This is a genomic window from Leptolyngbya sp. PCC 6406 (genome assembly GCF_000332095.2).
In the GTDB taxonomy this organism is placed as follows: domain Bacteria; phylum Cyanobacteriota; class Cyanobacteriia; order Phormidesmidales; family Phormidesmidaceae; genus PCC-6406.
The window spans coordinates 3,976,769-3,993,113 of record NZ_KI913949.1; the positions used below are offsets into that span (position 1 = coordinate 3,976,769).

11 protein-coding genes are annotated in these 16,345 nt (G+C 57.4%); 6 read left to right on the plus strand and 5 right to left on the minus strand.

Going from position 1 to position 16,345, the window contains the following annotated elements; genetic code table 11:
• Nucleotides 1–56 precede the first annotated feature (56 nt).
• Nucleotides 57–323, plus strand: coding sequence for a DUF4926 domain-containing protein (locus LEP6406_RS31430; protein WP_008316392.1), 267 nt, complete (start codon nucleotides 57–59; stop codon nucleotides 321–323).
• Here LEP6406_RS31430 and LEP6406_RS0217635 read toward each other — a convergent pair.
• Both LEP6406_RS0217635 and LEP6406_RS0217640 read right to left on the minus strand, forming a co-directional pair.
• Nucleotides 294–671, minus strand: a complete 378-nt coding sequence (locus LEP6406_RS0217635) for a type II toxin-antitoxin system VapC family toxin (RefSeq protein WP_008316394.1) — start codon at nucleotides 669–671, stop codon at nucleotides 294–296. The two genes, LEP6406_RS31430 and LEP6406_RS0217635, sit on opposite strands and share 30 nt — an antisense overlap.
• On the minus strand, nucleotides 668–919 hold the full coding sequence (locus LEP6406_RS0217640; RefSeq protein ID WP_008316396.1) for a type II toxin-antitoxin system Phd/YefM family antitoxin: 252 nt from the start codon (nucleotides 917–919) through the stop codon (nucleotides 668–670). The genes LEP6406_RS0217635 and LEP6406_RS0217640 overlap by 4 nt, the downstream gene beginning before the upstream one ends.
• Before the next feature lie 69 nt (nucleotides 920–988).
• On the opposite strand from LEP6406_RS0217640, the gene LEP6406_RS33895 reads away from it, so the two are divergent.
• The 3 genes from LEP6406_RS33895 (at nucleotide 989) to LEP6406_RS0217655 (ending at nucleotide 7,333) form a co-directional block, all read left to right on the plus strand.
• The gene (locus LEP6406_RS33895) at nucleotides 989–4,651 is read left to right on the plus strand and encodes a type I restriction endonuclease subunit R (RefSeq protein ID WP_027269235.1); all 3,663 of its coding nucleotides are present in this window, start codon (nucleotides 989–991) and stop codon (nucleotides 4,649–4,651) included.
• 182 nt (nucleotides 4,652–4,833) lie between these two features.
• Nucleotides 4,834–5,160 carry a DUF433 domain-containing protein gene (locus tag LEP6406_RS0217650; protein ID WP_008317731.1) on the plus strand — a complete coding sequence of 109 codons (327 nt, stop codon included), beginning with the start codon at nucleotides 4,834–4,836 and terminating at the stop codon, nucleotides 5,158–5,160.
• A 112-nt stretch (nucleotides 5,161–5,272) separates the two neighbouring features.
• On the plus strand, nucleotides 5,273–7,333 hold the full coding sequence (locus tag LEP6406_RS0217655) for a carotenoid oxygenase family protein (RefSeq protein ID WP_008317733.1): 2,061 nt from the start codon (nucleotides 5,273–5,275) through the stop codon (nucleotides 7,331–7,333).
• A gap of 255 nt (nucleotides 7,334–7,588) precedes the next feature.
• On the opposite strand, the gene LEP6406_RS0217660 is transcribed toward LEP6406_RS0217655, so the two are convergent.
• The 3 genes from LEP6406_RS0217660 to LEP6406_RS0217670 all read right to left on the minus strand — a co-directional run bounded on the left by LEP6406_RS0217660 (nucleotide 7,589) and on the right by LEP6406_RS0217670 (nucleotide 13,065).
• On the minus strand, nucleotides 7,589–10,669 hold the full coding sequence (locus tag LEP6406_RS0217660) for an efflux RND transporter permease subunit (protein ID WP_008317735.1): 3,081 nt from the start codon (nucleotides 10,667–10,669) through the stop codon (nucleotides 7,589–7,591).
• 340 nt (nucleotides 10,670–11,009) lie between these two features.
• Entirely contained in the window at nucleotides 11,010–11,618 is a 609-nt protein-coding gene (locus tag LEP6406_RS0217665) for an adenine nucleotide alpha hydrolase family protein (RefSeq protein WP_027269236.1), read from the minus strand.
• A 100-nt stretch (nucleotides 11,619–11,718) separates the two neighbouring features.
• Nucleotides 11,719–13,065: an efflux RND transporter periplasmic adaptor subunit gene (locus LEP6406_RS0217670; RefSeq protein WP_008317740.1), complete on the minus strand. Its 1,347-nt coding sequence runs from the start codon at nucleotides 13,063–13,065 to the stop codon at nucleotides 11,719–11,721.
• 374 nt (nucleotides 13,066–13,439) lie between these two features.
• On the opposite strand from LEP6406_RS0217670, the gene LEP6406_RS0217675 reads away from it, so the two are divergent.
• Nucleotides 13,440–13,988 (plus strand): PadR family transcriptional regulator, encoded by a 549-nt coding sequence (locus LEP6406_RS0217675; RefSeq protein ID WP_263971194.1) that lies wholly within the window; start codon nucleotides 13,440–13,442, stop codon nucleotides 13,986–13,988.
• A gap of 270 nt (nucleotides 13,989–14,258) precedes the next feature.
• The gene (ftsH2, locus tag LEP6406_RS0217680; RefSeq protein WP_008317744.1) at nucleotides 14,259–16,145 is read left to right on the plus strand and encodes an ATP-dependent zinc metalloprotease FtsH2; all 1,887 of its coding nucleotides are present in this window, start codon (nucleotides 14,259–14,261) and stop codon (nucleotides 16,143–16,145) included.
• Nucleotides 16,146–16,345: the final 200 nt, after the last annotated feature.

The following is a 16,345-nucleotide window of genomic DNA, read 5'->3' on the forward strand; positions in this document are numbered from 1 at the left end:
TGCAAAATGCCAGACATCGTCTGGCATTTTAAGGTTTGAACAGGTCGCACCACGCCATGATTGAGCTATACACCCACGTCTCACTCACCAGGGACTTCCCCGCATACAATCTCAAACGGGGCGACATCGCCACCTTGGTTGACACCGTTCCCCATCCCGAAGGCGGCGAAGAAGGTTACATCCTCGAAGTCTTTAATGCTTTGGGCGAGTCTATTGATGTTGTCACTGTGCCCCAGTCTGCCGTTGCCCCCTTCCACTCCGATGATTCCCACCGTGTGTCCCCTGGTTCAGATCTAAGCCGCCAGCAACGGCACCTCATATAGCTCAAACTTGGCATCCCCAGAAATCACCGTTAGCCCATCTGCTAATGCCTGGGTAATCAACATGCGATCAAAGGGATCCTTGTGCAACATCGGTAACGCCCCCACCTGTAGCCCATGCTCCGCCGAAACCTTTAACACCTCAAACTCATTCACGGCCAGCATGTCTAACAGATTATCGGGCATAGATAACTTGCCCAAAGATTGCTTAATCGACATCTCCCAGACCGTCGCTGCACTGACAAAAATCAAATGCGTCGGGTCGCTGATGACTTGCCGCGCTTGAGGCGATAGCTTTGGGTCATCCCCCAACCACCACAGCAACACATGGGTATCCAGCAGATATCTCATTCTGCTAACCCATCTGTTGGCCCATAAAACAGGGCATTGACCTCCGCCAATTCTGCATTAAAGTCTTCTGCCATCACAACACGTCCTTTCCAAGCCCCCGGCGTTCGAGGTTTTGATGCCCCCTCATAGGGAATCAGTCGCACTAGGGGCTTTCCAGCCCGACTAATAATTACATCTTCCCCCGCCAAAACCGACTCAATCAGCTTCGATAGGTGGGTTTTGGCCTCATGGATATTGGCATTGTGCATTTCAAAAAGCCTTAGCTAGACTTAGCCTAATTGTAGGTTGGTTCCCATCATCGCCTCCAGCAGCCCCAGATGAAATTCATCACCGAAGACCAGATCGAAACCTATAACCTCGAACTGCTCGATGCCCTGGGCTATGGCTACACCCACGGTGCCGCCTTGGCACCAGCAGATGCCCTCACCCCAAACCCCTCTCCCAGCGGGCGAGGAGCTGGGGAGGACTTCCGTGCCAGCGATCGCGGCGGCACCTATCTCAGCCTCGAAAAACGCCAAAACTTCAGCGAAGTCCTGCTCAAAGACCGCCTCACCGCCGCCATCAGCTGCATCAACCCCCACATCCCCGCTACCGTTCGCGCCCAGGCCCAGCGAGAACTACAAAACATCGCCAGCCCTGACCTGATCAGCAACAACGAAACCTTTCACCGCTACCTGACCGAAGGCATCACCGTTGAATACCAGCGGGACGGCGAAACCAAAGGGGAACAGCTCTGGCTGGTTGACTGGGACAACCCCGACAACAATGAATTTCTGGCGGTGAATCAGTTCACCATCATCGAAGACAACCACCGCCGCCGCCCCGACGTAATTCTGTTCATCAACGGGTTGCCCCTGGTGGTGATCGAGCTGAAGAACGCCGCCGATGCCAAAGCCGACCTACACGCGGCCTATAACCAACTCCAAACCTACAAACGCGAGATTCCCAGCCTGTTTACCTACAACGCTCTGCTGGTAATCTCTGATGGCCTTTCCGCCCGCGCTGGCTCTCTGTCTGCCGACTACACCCGTTTCAGCCAGTGGAAGTTTCCCGCCCAGAGTCCCGCCCCTAACCCCTCCCAGGGGGAGGGGGATCGGAATCCCGCCCCTAACCCCTCCCAGGGGGAGGGGGATCGGAGTCCGGAAGTCCCTCGCCCTTTGGGAGAGGGATTTAGGGAGAGGGCACAAGTGGCAAGCTGGAGTTCGGAAGCCTCTCTCCCCGTGGGAGAGAGGTTTGGAGAGAGGGCCGAGCTGGAAATCCTGGTGCAGGGAATGCTCAACAAAGCCACCCTGCTCGACCTAATCCGCCATTTTACCGTGTTCGAGCAGGTCAAAACCGTAGACCCCGCCACCGAAATTGTCACCCTCAAGACCACCAAAAAGCTGGCCGCTTATCACCAGTATTACGCGGTGAATAAGGCGGTTGAAAGTGTGTTGCGGGCTTGCGGAATGCCCTCCCCTAACCCCTCCCAGGGGGCTGCCGTGTATACACATCTCTCTGAGCAGTCACATTCTGGCGAATCCCCCGCTATCGCCGCCCCCTTTTCAAGGGGGGCTACCCCAATCCTGGATGGGACTGCCCCCCTTGAAAAGGGGGGTTGGGGGGATCAAACCCTAAACAAGACTCAACCGAAAACTTATGTATACACAGTAGCCCAGGGGGAGGGGGATCGGAATCCGGAAGCCTCTCTCCCCGTGGGAGAGAGGTTTGGAGAGAGGGCCAACCATCGGGGCGGCGTAGTCTGGCACACCCAGGGCAGCGGTAAATCCCTCTCCATGGTGTTCCTCAGCGGCAAACTGGTGCTGGCCCTGAATAACCCCACCCTGATTGTCCTCACCGATCGCAACGACCTCGACGACCAGCTCTTTGATACCTTTGCCGGGTGCCGCCAACTACTGCGCCAAGAACCCCAGCAGGCCAACGATCGCGCCGCCGTGCGATCGCTGTTGAACGTGGCCTCTGGCGGCATCGTCTTCACCACCGTCCAAAAATTCGCCCCTGCCGATGGCGAAACCCTGTATCCGCAGATTAGCGATCGCACCAACATTGTCGTCCTAGCCGACGAGGCCCACCGCAGTCAGTACGGCTTCAAGGCCAAACAAGTCATCCTCAAAGACAAAGACGGCAACGAAATCGGCATCGAAACCCGCTACGGCTTCGCCAAATACATCCGCGACGCCATCCCCAACGCCACCTTTGTCGGCTTCACTGGCACCCCCGTTGAGCAAACCGACAAAAACACCCCCGACATTTTCGGCGACTACATCGACATCTACGACATCGCCCAGGCCGTGAAAGATGGGGCCACCGTGCCCATCTACTACGAAAGCCGTCTGGTGCAAGTAGACCTAGACGAGCAAGGCCGCCAACTGCTGAATGAATTGGATGACGACCTCAGTTTTGAAGACCTCAGCACCACCCAGCAAGCCAAAGCCAAACAGACCAAAATCGAAGCGATCGTGGGCTCTACCCAGCGCCTCCAGACCATCGCCAGCGACATCGTCACCCACTTCGAGCAGCGCCAGACCGTCAACCGGGGCAAAGGCATGATTGTCACCCTCAGTCGGCGGGTAGCGGCCAACCTCTACGCCGAAATCATCCAACGCCGTCCCCACTGGCACAGCGATGATCTAAACACCGGCAAAATCAAGGTCGTGATGACCGCCAGCGCCGCTGACGAAGGCAATCTGGTGCGGCACCACACCACCAAAAAGCAACGCCAGATTCTGGCCCAGCGGCTGAAAGACCCCGACAACGAACTGGAGCTGGTGATCGTCTGCGATATGTGGCTCACCGGGTTCGATGCCCCCTGCCTCCACACCATGTACATCGACAAGCCCATGAAGGGCCACAACCTGATGCAGGCGATCGCCCGCATCAACCGGGTCTACTTCGAGAAGATGGGCGGCCTAATTGTGGACTATCTCGGTGTGGCCCAAGAACTCAAAGAAGCCCTCAACTTCTACTCCAACAGCGGTGGCAAAGGCGATCTCACCCTCGATCAAGATGTGGCCCTGGGGCTGCTGGCCACCAAGCTAGAGGTGGTCGAGGGCATCATGGCAGGCTTTGACTACACCCCCTATTTCACCGCCAGTACTGGTGAAAAACTCAACCTGCTCAAAGCCGCCACCAACCACATCGCTGACCCCCAGCGCAAAGACCGCTTCCTCGATGCCGTAGCCGCGCTGGCCAAGATTTATGCCCTGACCGCTCACCATCCCGACGCGATCGCCCAGGGGGAGAAAATCTCCTTCTTCCAGGCGATCCAGTCCAGCTTGCGGAAACTTGAGCCTAGCGATGGCAACCTCAGCAATACCGAGATCGAAACCGCCATTCGCCAGGTGGTAGATCAGGCGCTGGTGTCCGATACCGTCGTCAACATCTTCGACGAGGCGGGTATCAAAAACCCCAATGTCTCCGTCATCTCCGACGAATTCCTCGAAGAAGTCGAGGGTATGGAGCATAAGAACCTGGCGGTGGAACTGCTCAAAAAACTGCTCCGCGACGAAATCAAGGCCCAACGCCGCACCAACATTGTCCAGAGCCGCAAATTGGCGGAGATGCTGGAAAATGTCCTCAATCGCTACAAAAACCAGGTCATCAGCGTCACCGACATTCTGCAAGAGCTGATCGAGCTGGGTAAGGATGTCCAGGCGGCGAAACAGCGCGGCGAAGAACTGGGCCTTGAACCCTACGAACTCGCTTTCTATGATGCCCTGGCCCAGAATGAGAGTGCCCGCGATGTGATGGGCCAAGACCAACTGCGGGAACTCGCGATCGCGCTGGTTGTCCGCATTCGCAAAAACGCCACCATCGACTGGAACCTGAAGGAAAGTGTTCGGGCTCGAATGAAGGTGATGGTGAAGCGTCTATTGCGGCAGTACGGCTATCCCCCAGATATGCAGGCTCTAGCGGTTGATCTGGTACTGGATCAGGCGAAGGTGTTTACCGAGTTTGAGGTGGAGCAAGCTGGGGGGTGATCGGGGATGCGATTCACCTCTGAGCAAGACTACATTTTGATTTTGGCGGTCATGCATTGCAGTCGTGAGCCTGGTTACTGGAAAAGCCGTAAGTAACAAGAGATGTGTATGAGCGGTAGCCTCAATGGGGGAGGTAAAATCCCCTCTATCAAAACGATGCTGTGTATATCTGGGGGGACAGGATGAACTTCAAACTTGTGGAATCCCTTGTTCAAGCCATTGAGTCCTTACCTCCAGAGGACTACGCCCTGTTTCAAGAACAGCTCACCACTCGTAGCATTCCGAAAACCAAGGGAGTCTGTGGTGGACATGCCCGCATCCGCAATACCCGTATTCCGGTTTGGACCCTTATTTCTCTACAAAATCAGGGTGCTGATGATGCCGAACTTCTCCACAATTTCCCCGGCTTGACGCCCTTCGATTTGACTATGGCACGGGCCTACTATGCCCGCCATGGCGACGAGATCAACCGTGAAATCAATGCCGACAAGGATATGGCGCATGGGTAGGTTTTATGCCGCCGATTGCCCCTTCATGAAGGAATTATCGAGAATTGGGGGATCTTAGGCGCGATCGCATATTGTTTTGGGAAATTGGTTCGCTATCAGGACGTGCCTCCCCATGGTCCCCCAAACTGCTTCTCCCCAAACTGCTTCTCCCCAAACTGGTTCCCGCTTCCCCGAAGCGGCGATGGTGTCTACGCGACAGGAATTCGACGAGGTGGTCCTCACGGTCTTGGAGGGCACCCTGCCGCCAGACCTGAAGGGTCACTGGATTGCCATGGGACCCGTGGGCAGTGTGGCCATGACGCCACTCCCCGGTGAACCCAACTATCCCGGCAGTGATGGGACTTCGCTGTTCAATGGCGACGCGATGCTGCATCGGTTCGACTGCGATCGCGCTGGGGAGATGCGCCTCACCAGCCGTTTGATCAAGACCCCCTGCTTCTACGCCGATCGCGCCAGCACCCTGGGAACCCGCTTCAGCGACTTCAAATTCTTCAGCAGTGGCCTGGGGCGCTTTTCCTTCATTTTGGGGTTTCGCAACGAGGTCAACACCGCCTGCATTCCCGTCAAATTTGCTGGAGACGATCACTGGCGACTGCTGGTGACCTGGGATGCCGGACGCCCCTACGAAATTGACCCCGTCAGCCTCAAGGTGATTACCCCCGTAGGCCGCAATGACGAATGGCGGGAGCAGTTTTTGCCCTTGAAGGTGGGGCCGTTCAAACTGGTCACCACCGCCACCCACCACGCCTACGACGACCACACCCAGGAACTGTTTACCATCAACTTTGGCAAGTCGCTGCTGACCATGATTGCGCCCGTGCTGGTGAGCGGCGCGGGATTTCTGACTCGTCTAGGCCCCATATCCCGCTTGATCCGGTGGCTGTTTCGGTGGGTGGTGATGAAGGTGCTGCAATTTCTGAACTTGCTGCTGCATATTGTGGGGCGCAGTTCTGACTTTGTGTATCTCATCCAATGGGATGGCCAGGGCGATCTCAACCGCTGGCAGGTGATGCTGCCCCGCACCTGGGGACTGCCCATCCAACGTCCGGTGCAAATCGAGCAGAGTATGCACCAGGTCGGCATCACGCGCAATTACGTGGTGTTGATGGACACCAGCTTCAAACTCGGGCCAGAGCAGTTGATCCCCAATCCCCTACCGGGCAATACCGACACCGAGCGGGTGCTGCGGGAGTTGCTGAACTTTCCCCAGTCTCCAAATACCAGGGTCTACATCGTGCGGCGAGCGGACTTGACCCCTAAGCGCACCACCGTCTTTGCCCGTCAGATCACCATTCCCCGCGAGATGGCCCACTTTCGGGTGGACTATGACGACACCCAGGGGGTGGTGCTCCATGCCGCCCACAATAATGCCTGGGATCCCGCCGAGTGGCCCCAAGCCTACGATTTCTTTGTCCAGAGCCCCCCGCTCCCCCGCCCCGTGGAGGATAGCATCGAACGCCTGGTGGGGATGACCGTGTCCACCACGGATTTGAACTATCTGGCCCGTTACGTCATCGATGGCGAAGCAGGGAAGGTCAAGGATGCCCAGTTAGTTAGCGATCGCACTTGCACCTGGGCACCCTCCATCTACGCCGACGTGGGCAACCTGGGGGTACCCGAGCGCTACGACCATATTTACTGGATTGCCTGGGGCTGCTGGGATGAACTCTTGACCCAGTTCATCCTCAATCTCTACAAGCGCTACAAGTACCGTCAGATGCCCATTGCCGAGGTGCTAAAAGCCGCCAGCGACGGGGCTCCCCCCGCCCTGTGCCACCTCGACACCACCACCATGAAAATTGTGGATAAGTACCTGTTTCCCCCTGACCATTTCGGCAACTCGCCCCAGTTCATTCCCCGAGGTGACGGTAGCGATCAAACCGACGGCTACCTCACTTGCCTCGTGCTCACGGATCAAGAGGATGGCCAACCCACCAGCCAGATTTGGATCTTCGATGCCCAAAACCTGTCCCAGGGGCCGATCTGCAAACTGGGGGATCCCACCGGCACGATTCAGTTTGGGCTCACCATCCACACCACCTGGATTCCAGAAATCGCCCCCCGCACCGCCAAGTACCATGTCTCGGTGCAATCCGACTTCGATGACTTGATTCAGGATCAGCCGGAACTGGTCCAGCGGTTATTCAGGGATTACGTCTATCCCCATTTTTAGAAGGGTGGAGGGTGAAGGTGGAGGGTGGAGGTTAGAGGGTGAAGGGTGGAGGGTGAAGGGTGGAGGGTGAAGGTGGAGGGTGAAGGGTGAAGGGTGAAGTTGGGCGATCGTCGTCGCGAAAGCCTCTGGCTTTCGCGACAGTAGTCGGAAGTTTTCCTGAATTTCCTGGTTCCCAGGCTCTGCCTGGGAATCCTCACCGAGGCTCTGCCTCGTCGTTAGAAAATGGCAAGGATATTGACGCCGCCCAGTACTAGACTATGGGGTTATCTTCGGCGATCGCGCCTCCCCGCGCCGAAAGATCAGGATATGGGCGGCGGGGATGTAATAGAGGGCGAGGATCGTTGCGCCCCCCAATCCCCCCGCGATCGCAATTGCCAGGGGCGGCCAAAAGCCGGTTTGGTCCAAAATCAACGGCGTGAAACCAATGATGGTGGTGAAGGTGGTGGCCAGGACGTGGCGGGTCGCCTTCATCACCACCTGCTCTGTAGCGACGGGGTCACCCTGCTGGGCGGTGGGATGTTCCCGCAGCGCCGCCAGCACCACAATGGAGTCGTTGATGGCGAGGCCAATCAGCCCCAGCGTCCCCAGAATGGCGGTGAAGCCAAAGAGGGAGCCGAACACCTTCAACGCTAGGGCGGCGAGGCCGACGGAGAGGAGGGCAACGGAGCCGATCAGCGCCGCTAAGCCAAAGGAATTGAAGGACAGCACCAGGGTTGCTGTCATCAAAATGGTGAGGATGCCCACAGTGGAGAGGAGATTTGCGATCGCATTCCCCCGCGCATCGGCCTCTCCGCCATATTCAATTCGGTAGCCCGCCGGGAGTTGAAAATTCACCGCCGCCAGCCGCCGTTCAAACCCCTGGAGCACCGTTGCAGGCAGCTCCCCCGCCGTAACAAAGCCCATGATGGTGTTGATACGCTGACCGTTGTAGCGGGCAATGCTGGCAAAGTCTGGCTTCAGGGACGCCGTAGCCACCGCCGACAGGGGTACCGTGTCTCCCCTGGGAGTTACCAAATCCAAGGAAGCCACCTGGGCCAGATCCCCCCGCTGGGCGGCGGGCACCCGCACCCGCACGGGAATCGTCTCCGTGCCCTCCAGGATGGAACCGCCCACGCTGCCGTCTAGGGTGGCATCAAGCTGCTGGGCAATGGCGCGATTATCCAACCCCGCCCGCCGTGCCTGCACCTCATCCACCTGCAAGGCCAGCTTGGGCAGGGCCTCCGTCAGCGTGGCACGGGTGTGGGTCACGTCCTTCACTTGAGCCAGTTCATACCGCAGGCGATCGCCGATCTCCCGCAGTTGGGTCATGTCCGAGCCATAGAGCCGTAGCTCAATGGGCGCATCAAAGGGGGGACCTTGTTCCAGTTGTTTCACCAAAATCTGAGCCCCCGGAAACGCCTGATCCAGTTCTTGCTGGAGGGTTTGAATCGTACCCCGGAGGTCGGTGGTATCGCGAAGCTGGACAATGCCCTGGGCATAGTTAGGCGCATTTTCCCGTCCGCCCACCAAGTTATAGAAAAAGCTGGGGGCGCTTTTACCGATAAACCAGTGGACATCTGCCACTTGGGGATGTTGCCGCATCAGATCCCGCGCCGCCAGTGCCCCGGTCTGGGTTTGGGCGATCGCCCCCTGGGTTTGGAACTGGAGTTCTACCTGAAACTGATCCCGATTCGTCGGGGGAAAGAACTGCTGCTCTAGGCTGCCAAACACCGCGAAGCCCATCACCGGCAGCACCAGCGCCAGCCCAATACCCCGCCAGGGATGGTGAAACACTCCCCGCAGCGATCGCTGATACAGCCCTGCCAAAACCTGACTCGCGACCCCCTGCCGCCACCAAGTCCCTTGAATTCCCCAGGGTTCCCAGCGGTGGGTCAGTCCCGCCAGCGCCGTAATCACCGTCAGGGAGAGGCATAGGGAACTCACCAGCGCCAAAATCACCGTTAGGCCAATGGTGCCAATGAATTCCCCCACGCTGCCGGGGGAAAAGGCGATGGGTACAAAGGCCAGCACCGTCGTCAGGGTGCTGGCCAGCAGGGGAACGAACAAATGACGCACGGTTTCCCCCACCGCTGCCGCCGGAGCCATACCCGATCGCAGCCGCCCCTGCACCTCATCCACCGCCACGATGGCATTGTCAATCAGCAGCCCCAGGGCAATGATGATTCCCGTGACGGACATCTGGTGCAGGGGAATGCCCAGCACCGCCATGGAGCCAAACACCGACAGGGTGGTCAGGGGCAGCGCCGTCCCCACCAACAGCGCCGCCTTACCCCCCAGCATCACTAGGGAAACCCCAATCACCAGAAGTGAACTGGTGATCAGGTTGCCAATCACCCCATTCAGCCGCTGCTGCACGTACAGGCTCTGATCCAGCACGGTATGCACCCCCAACCCGTCCGACAGGTGCGCCCCAAATTCCTCCAGAACCCGGTGGGCTTGATCCGCCCATAGATCCACCCGATAGTCTGACTCCACCGTGGCGGACACCACCACGGCGGGGAAGCCATTGATATAGGCCAAGCTGCTGGCGGGCGCTTTAATCCCTTTGCTGACCTGGGCGACATCCCCCAGGCGGGCGGTGGTGCCCGCTTCCCCGACTTGGATGGGGATGGCGCGAATCCGCTCCAGGGAATCCAACGCACTGTTCACCTCTAGGAGAAATTCGGTGCCATCGCCCCGCACCTGCCCCGCCGAGACCTTGGCATCGCTGGCAGCAATCTGCTGGGAAAGGGATTGCGCCGTCAGCCCCAGCCGCGCTAACTCGCTGGCACTGATTTCTACCTGAATTTCTTCCTCGGGGTTGCCGAATAGCTCCACCTTGTCTGTACCGGGGCGCGATCGCAACTGCTCCTCCAACCCCTGAGCCAATCGTCCAAGGATGACGTAATTCGGGGGCTCCGGCAGTTCCCAAGTCAGCCCCACAATCAGAGCGCTGGCGCTGGCAGCCTCGTCCTGGTATTGGGGATCCGTCGCCTCCAGGGGCAAATCGGGCCTTGCATCAGCGATCTTGCCCCGCACCTTAGACCACACCGAATCCACATCCCGGATGCCTTCCTTCAGCTCCATGGAGATCACCGACACCCCATTCCCCGAGGTGGATCGTAAGAAGTCCACCTCCTCCAGCTCAAACAGCCGCCGCTCTAGGGGATCCGTCACCAGAGACTCCACCCGCTCCGGGGTCGCCCCTGGCAGGAATGTGACCACCCGACCAAAGCGCTGGGTAATCTCTGGATCCTCCATCCGGGGCAGGGTGAACAGCGCCGACAGCCCCCACACCACCACCAGCGTCAGGGTGAGGATGAGGAGTTGTCGATTGCGGTAGAAGAGGTTGGGCATGGGAGGGGAGTGTGAGGGTGGAGGGGTGTTGGCGTTGGCGAAGCCACTCCCTGGGAGTTAGCCTGCCCGAAGGGCTTTGGGGTGATGGGGTGATGGGGTGAGGGGGTATTGGGGTGACAGGAATTTTGAGTTTTGAATTTTGAGTTTTGAATTTCCCGTAGGGGCAATCCCTTGTGGTTGCCCTTGTTGCCGGGTGACCCGTGTTGGGGTATTGGGGGGTAGGGTGCATAACGCTAAAGCGAGGCTCCGCCCACGCGAAGCAATGCACCGTCCCGTCATCCAGCTTTAGGGGGTAGGGTGCATTCGCTTTAGCAATGCACCGTCTTGTTGTACCGTCCCGTCATCCAGCAAGTTGCGCCTTGCAATGGAAGAACACATCATTAACCGCCGCCAAAAGACCCTCTAAATCCTGTAGCAAATAAACCCTTCTGTTTTTCGTAAAACCATTTGAAGTCAGCTTGCCAAATTCCCAGATCTCCCCATTGGTGACAACACCAAAAACTGTTTTTATATCATCTTGATTCAGCTTTTGAGCCGCAATCATCGCCGCCAAGCACTGACTCCAGCCTTCATCAAACTTGTCCTGCTTCGCCTCTACCACCAGCAAATAGGGCAGACCCATGACGATTTTCCCTAAGGGCGATCGCGTTGCCAAAATATAGTCAGGCACTCCATTGAGGACATTGTCATACCGTAGGGTTTCATGACTCCACAGCAGAAAATAGTCGCGATAGCTTTTCCAGACTTCCTTCAAAATCGGCGCGATCAAATTCTCGCAAATGGCGTATTCAGAATTGTCCACAACGCCATCTCGAATCAATCCCAGTAGATCCTCTCGAAAATAGTCACTTACCAGGAGGGTGCGTTCATAAATAAAATCCGTTTCCTGGTAGACAATTTCATAGTCTTGAACGACAGATCGCATGGTTTTGTAAGTGCTGAAAGCCATCCTGAATTCCCCATGGCGCTTTTTTACGACTGTATCGAACATCTGCATGGCCTGCGGAGGGGGTAGGGTGCATTCGCTTTAGCAATGCACCGTCTTGTTGCTAGGGGAGCACGCGCACCGCATCACCGGGGACAATGCGGTGGGTGCCGGAGGCGATCGCCCGCTCCCCTGCCTGCACCGTGCCCCGCACCAAAACGCGATCGCGCTCTGTGTGCAACACCTCCACCTCCCGTCGCGCCACGGTAAAAGCCTCAGCAGATTCTGCGGATTCTGCCGACTCAGCCACCACATACACCCCCCACAGCCCCCGCTCCCCCGGCACCAGCGCCGTCGCCGGGAGCCAAAATCCGTCGGTGTCTTGGGATTCCGATAGCACCAACCGCACTGTCTGCCCCAGGGTCAACTCTGGAGCATTCAGGCTGAGCACCGCTGTTACTGTGCGACTAACGGCATCCACTTCTGGCAACAGAGCAGTGAGGGTAGCCGTAAACGTGCCATCGCCCACCCGCACCGTTTGGGGACTCCCCAAACTCAGGGTTTCCGCCACTGAGGTCGGGAGTCCAATCCGCACCTCCCGTGCCCCCGCCTCCACCAGGGTCAGCACTGGCTGCCCGCCGCCCACCACCGCCCCCTCATCCAGGGCACGGGTTTGAATCACCCCATCAAAGGGGGCGTAGAGGACGCTTTTAGATAAGTCCACATCCACTTGCCCCAAACTGGCCGCCAATTGCCGCACTCGCGCCCCTTGGGCATCCAGTTGCTCCGATCGCGTCCCAGCTTGGAGTTCATCGAGCTGGCTCTGAGCCTGGGCCAGACGATTTTCCAGGGCTCCAGTGTTGTAGGTCTGCTGATCCAACTCTTCCCGCGAGATTGCGCCCTGGGTATAAAGGTCAGCGCGGCGATCGCGCTGAAGCTGAGCCAAGGCTAACTGCTGTTGCAGATCCCCCACTGCCGCCGTGGCTGCGGCTAAATTTTCCCGCCGTGGCCCCGCCTGGAGTTCTCGCAATTGGGCCTGAACTTGATCCTGTTGGGCGCTGAGCTGCTGGCGCTGGGCCTCTAGGCTGCGGGTATCCAGCCGCGCTAGGGGCTGACCAGCGCTGACTCGATCCCCTTCCTGGACCAGAATGCTGACTACCGTACCCCCCGCTTCAAACCCCAGAACACTGCTGCGGCTGGCCACCAGCTCGCCACTATATTCGCGCTCCGCCACGTACTCACGACTCAACTCCAGGGTGACGGTTTCCACCGATAGGGCAGTCACTGCCGGTGGGGGGAGAGTGCGATCCGACAGCAGATAAACCCCAATCAGCGGCGAGATTGCCAGGGGCAGCAACCATCCCAGCCGTTTGGGCAACCGAGGACGGTGGGGCAGTACCAAGCCCCGCTCTGTTTCAGCGATTTCCTGCTCGGGAGCACTCACCAGCAACGGCTTGGGGTCAGCAACCATGGCACCTGTCCAAAAACTTACTGTCCAACAATTTGATAACAAAAGTGTTGGGTATTGCTCCACAGCTTATACTCAACTTATTGGGTATGTCAACTTGGAGTATGTCAACATTTAGATCGTATAAATCGTAGATAGTCCAACCGACCCTATAGCGGTTCTCACGCAGGTTAAGTACAAGCAAGGGGCTTAAGCCCCTTGTTAATCGAAGAAGTGTAATTACAAGCAAGGGGCTTAAGCCCCTTGTTAATCGAAGTGTCATCAAGTTGAGGGGTACCTCATACATTAGGGAACCGCTATATCTACGCCCAGATCCGTCTAAGCTTCACCACACTTGCAATTAACGTTCGTTCCCTATGGCTCTAGCGCATACAATTTTGACCGTTCTTTCCGCCAGTCCATGCAGCGGCTATGACATCAGCAAACGCTTTGATGAGGGAGTAGGCTGCTACTGGAAAGCCAGCCAGCAGCAAATCTATCGCGAGCTAGGCAAGATGGAGCAGCAGGGCTGGGTGGAGTTTGAGCTCATTCCCCAAGAGGGTAAACCTGACAAAAAGGTTTACTGCGTCACTGAAATCGGCCAGCAAGAACTCCACCGCTGGTATCTAGAGCCCACGGAGCCGACCCCAATTCGCGAGGATTTACTGGTTAAGGTGCTAGCGGGTGCCTTTATGCCCCCTGATCTGCTGCTGGCCGAACTGAAACGTCGTCGCCAATGTCATCTAGCCCAATTGCAGCAGTACCAGGCCAAGGCAACAGCCTATCAGGCGATACCCCACCCTCCTGTGCAGGAACAATATCGCTACCTCACCCTACGGCGTGGCATTCACTACGAGCAGGACTGGGTCAACTGGTGTGATGAAGTGCTGGCGGTGTTGCAGGCGGAGGATAAAGATGAGCGGTGCCAGGTGACAGGTGACAGGTGACAGAAATTTTGAGTATGGAAAAATTGTCCCGGTTTCTAGCGTTGCTTCCCCAGTTTGATTTGATCAGACCCTGGGAATTACGTTAAATTTAGTTAAGAGACATCCTCATAGAGAGGAACTGCCTAGGCACAAGGCTTTCCCAGCCCTAGGCCATTTCCCACCCCTGTGCGTTTTAAGAAACCGTCCCCGGCTTAGTCCGCTGCGGCCCCGCCAACAGGCTGGAGGGATGTCAGACTTAATGTTTAATGACACGTTAGAGGTCACCCGGTTATGAAACTTTCCTGGAGAGTTGTCCTCCTGTGGGCACTACCAATCTTGCTCATTGGCTTCTTCTTTTGGCAAGGAGCCTTTTCCAGCAACGCCGCCGATACGGGGCGCAACACCGCCAGCACCCGCATGACCTACGGTCGCTTCCTTGACTATCTGGATGCGGGGCGTGTCACCGCAGTAGATCTCTACGATGGAGGCCGGACTGCGATCGTAGAGGCAGCGGATCCCCAGATCGACAATCGGCTTCAGCGCTGGCGGGTAGACCTCCCCGGCAACACTCCAGAGTTGATTACCCGACTCAAGGCGGCGGATGTCAGTCTCGACTCGCACCCTATTCGTAATGATGGAGCGCTCTGGGGAATCCTAGGCAACCTGTTATTTCCCTTTCTTTTGATTGGTGGCTTGTTCTTTCTCTTTCGCCGTTCTAGCAACGTCCCCGGTGGTCCCGGTCAAGCCATGAACTTTGGCAAGTCCAAAGCCCGTTTCATGATGGAAGCTAAAACCGGGGTCATGTTTGATGACGTTGCTGGCATTGAAGAAGCTAAGGAAGAACTGCAAGAGGTCGTAACCTTCCTGAAAAAGCCAGAGCGCTTTACCGCTGTCGGTGCCCGGATCCCCAAGGGGGTGCTATTGGTGGGGCCTCCAGGAACGGGAAAAACCCTACTGGCCAAGGCCATCTCTGGGGAAGCTGGAGTACCTTTCTTCAGCATCTCAGGGTCTGAATTTGTGGAAATGTTCGTCGGGGTCGGGGCCTCCCGCGTCCGTGATCTGTTCAAGAAAGCCAAGGAAAACGCTCCCTGCATCATCTTTATCGATGAGATTGATGCTGTGGGTCGCCAGCGGGGCGCAGGCATCGGTGGTGGCAATGACGAGCGGGAACAAACCCTGAACCAGCTCCTCACCGAGATGGACGGTTTCGAGGGCAACACCGGCATCATCATTATCGCCGCTACCAACCGAGCAGATGTCTTGGATTCCGCCCTGCTGCGTCCAGGCCGCTTTGACCGGCAGATCATGGTAGATCCCCCCGACGTTAAGGGTCGCCTAGAAATTCTCAATGTCCACGCCCGCAACAAAAAGCTAGCGGACGAGATTTCCTTGGAAGCGATTGCACGGCGGACCCCTGGTTTTACCGGGGCGGACCTCGCCAACCTGTTGAACGAAGCCGCCATTCTCACCGCCCGTCGCCGCAAGGACGCTATCACCATGGCGGAGGTAGACGCCGCCGTTGATCGGGTCGTAGCTGGTATGGAAGGCACGCCCCTGGTGGACAGCAAGAGTAAGCGTCTGATTGCCTACCATGAGGTTGGCCACGCCATCATTGGTACCCTAGTCAAAGCTCACGATCCTGTTCAGAAAGTGACGCTCATTCCCCGAGGCCAAGCCCAAGGGCTGACTTGGTTCACCCCCAGCGAAGAGCAGAGCCTGATCTCCCGCGCCCAAATTCTGGCCCGTATCAAAGGGGCACTTGGCGGTCGCGCCGCCGAGGATGTCATTTTTGGTGACTCGGAGGTGACAACGGGAGCTGGTAATGACCTCCAGCAGGTGACTGCTATGGCCCGTCAGATGGTGACGCGCTTCGGCATGTCCGATCTCGGACCCCTGTCCCTAGAGGACTCTCAGGGCGAAGTTTTCCTGGGGCGCGACTGGCTCAACCGCTCGGAATATTCCGAGCAAATTGCCTCCCGCATTGATGGCCAAGTGCGCTTGATTGTGGACCGCTGTTACAGCGAGGCCCGCCAAATTATGATCGACAACCGGGTAGTAATTGATCGCCTAGTAGATCTGCTGATCGAAAAGGAAACCATCGACGGCGACGAGTTTCGCCAGATTGTTTCTGAATACACAACAGTGCCGGAAAAAGAAGAGCTGGTATCCCAAATCTAGCGCCCTAATCGCGCTTCCCAGCGAAGCGCTAACGGCCTTTAAAAACCGGGATAGTTGTCGGGCTCGCCTCTAGGGGCGAGCCTTTTTTGTGGTCCTAGAACAAGGGGCTTAAGCCCCTTGCCTGTACACTTCGGCGAACAAGGGGCTTAAGCCCCTTGCCTGTACTTAACCCGAGTGAGAACCGCTATAGTCTATCCAGA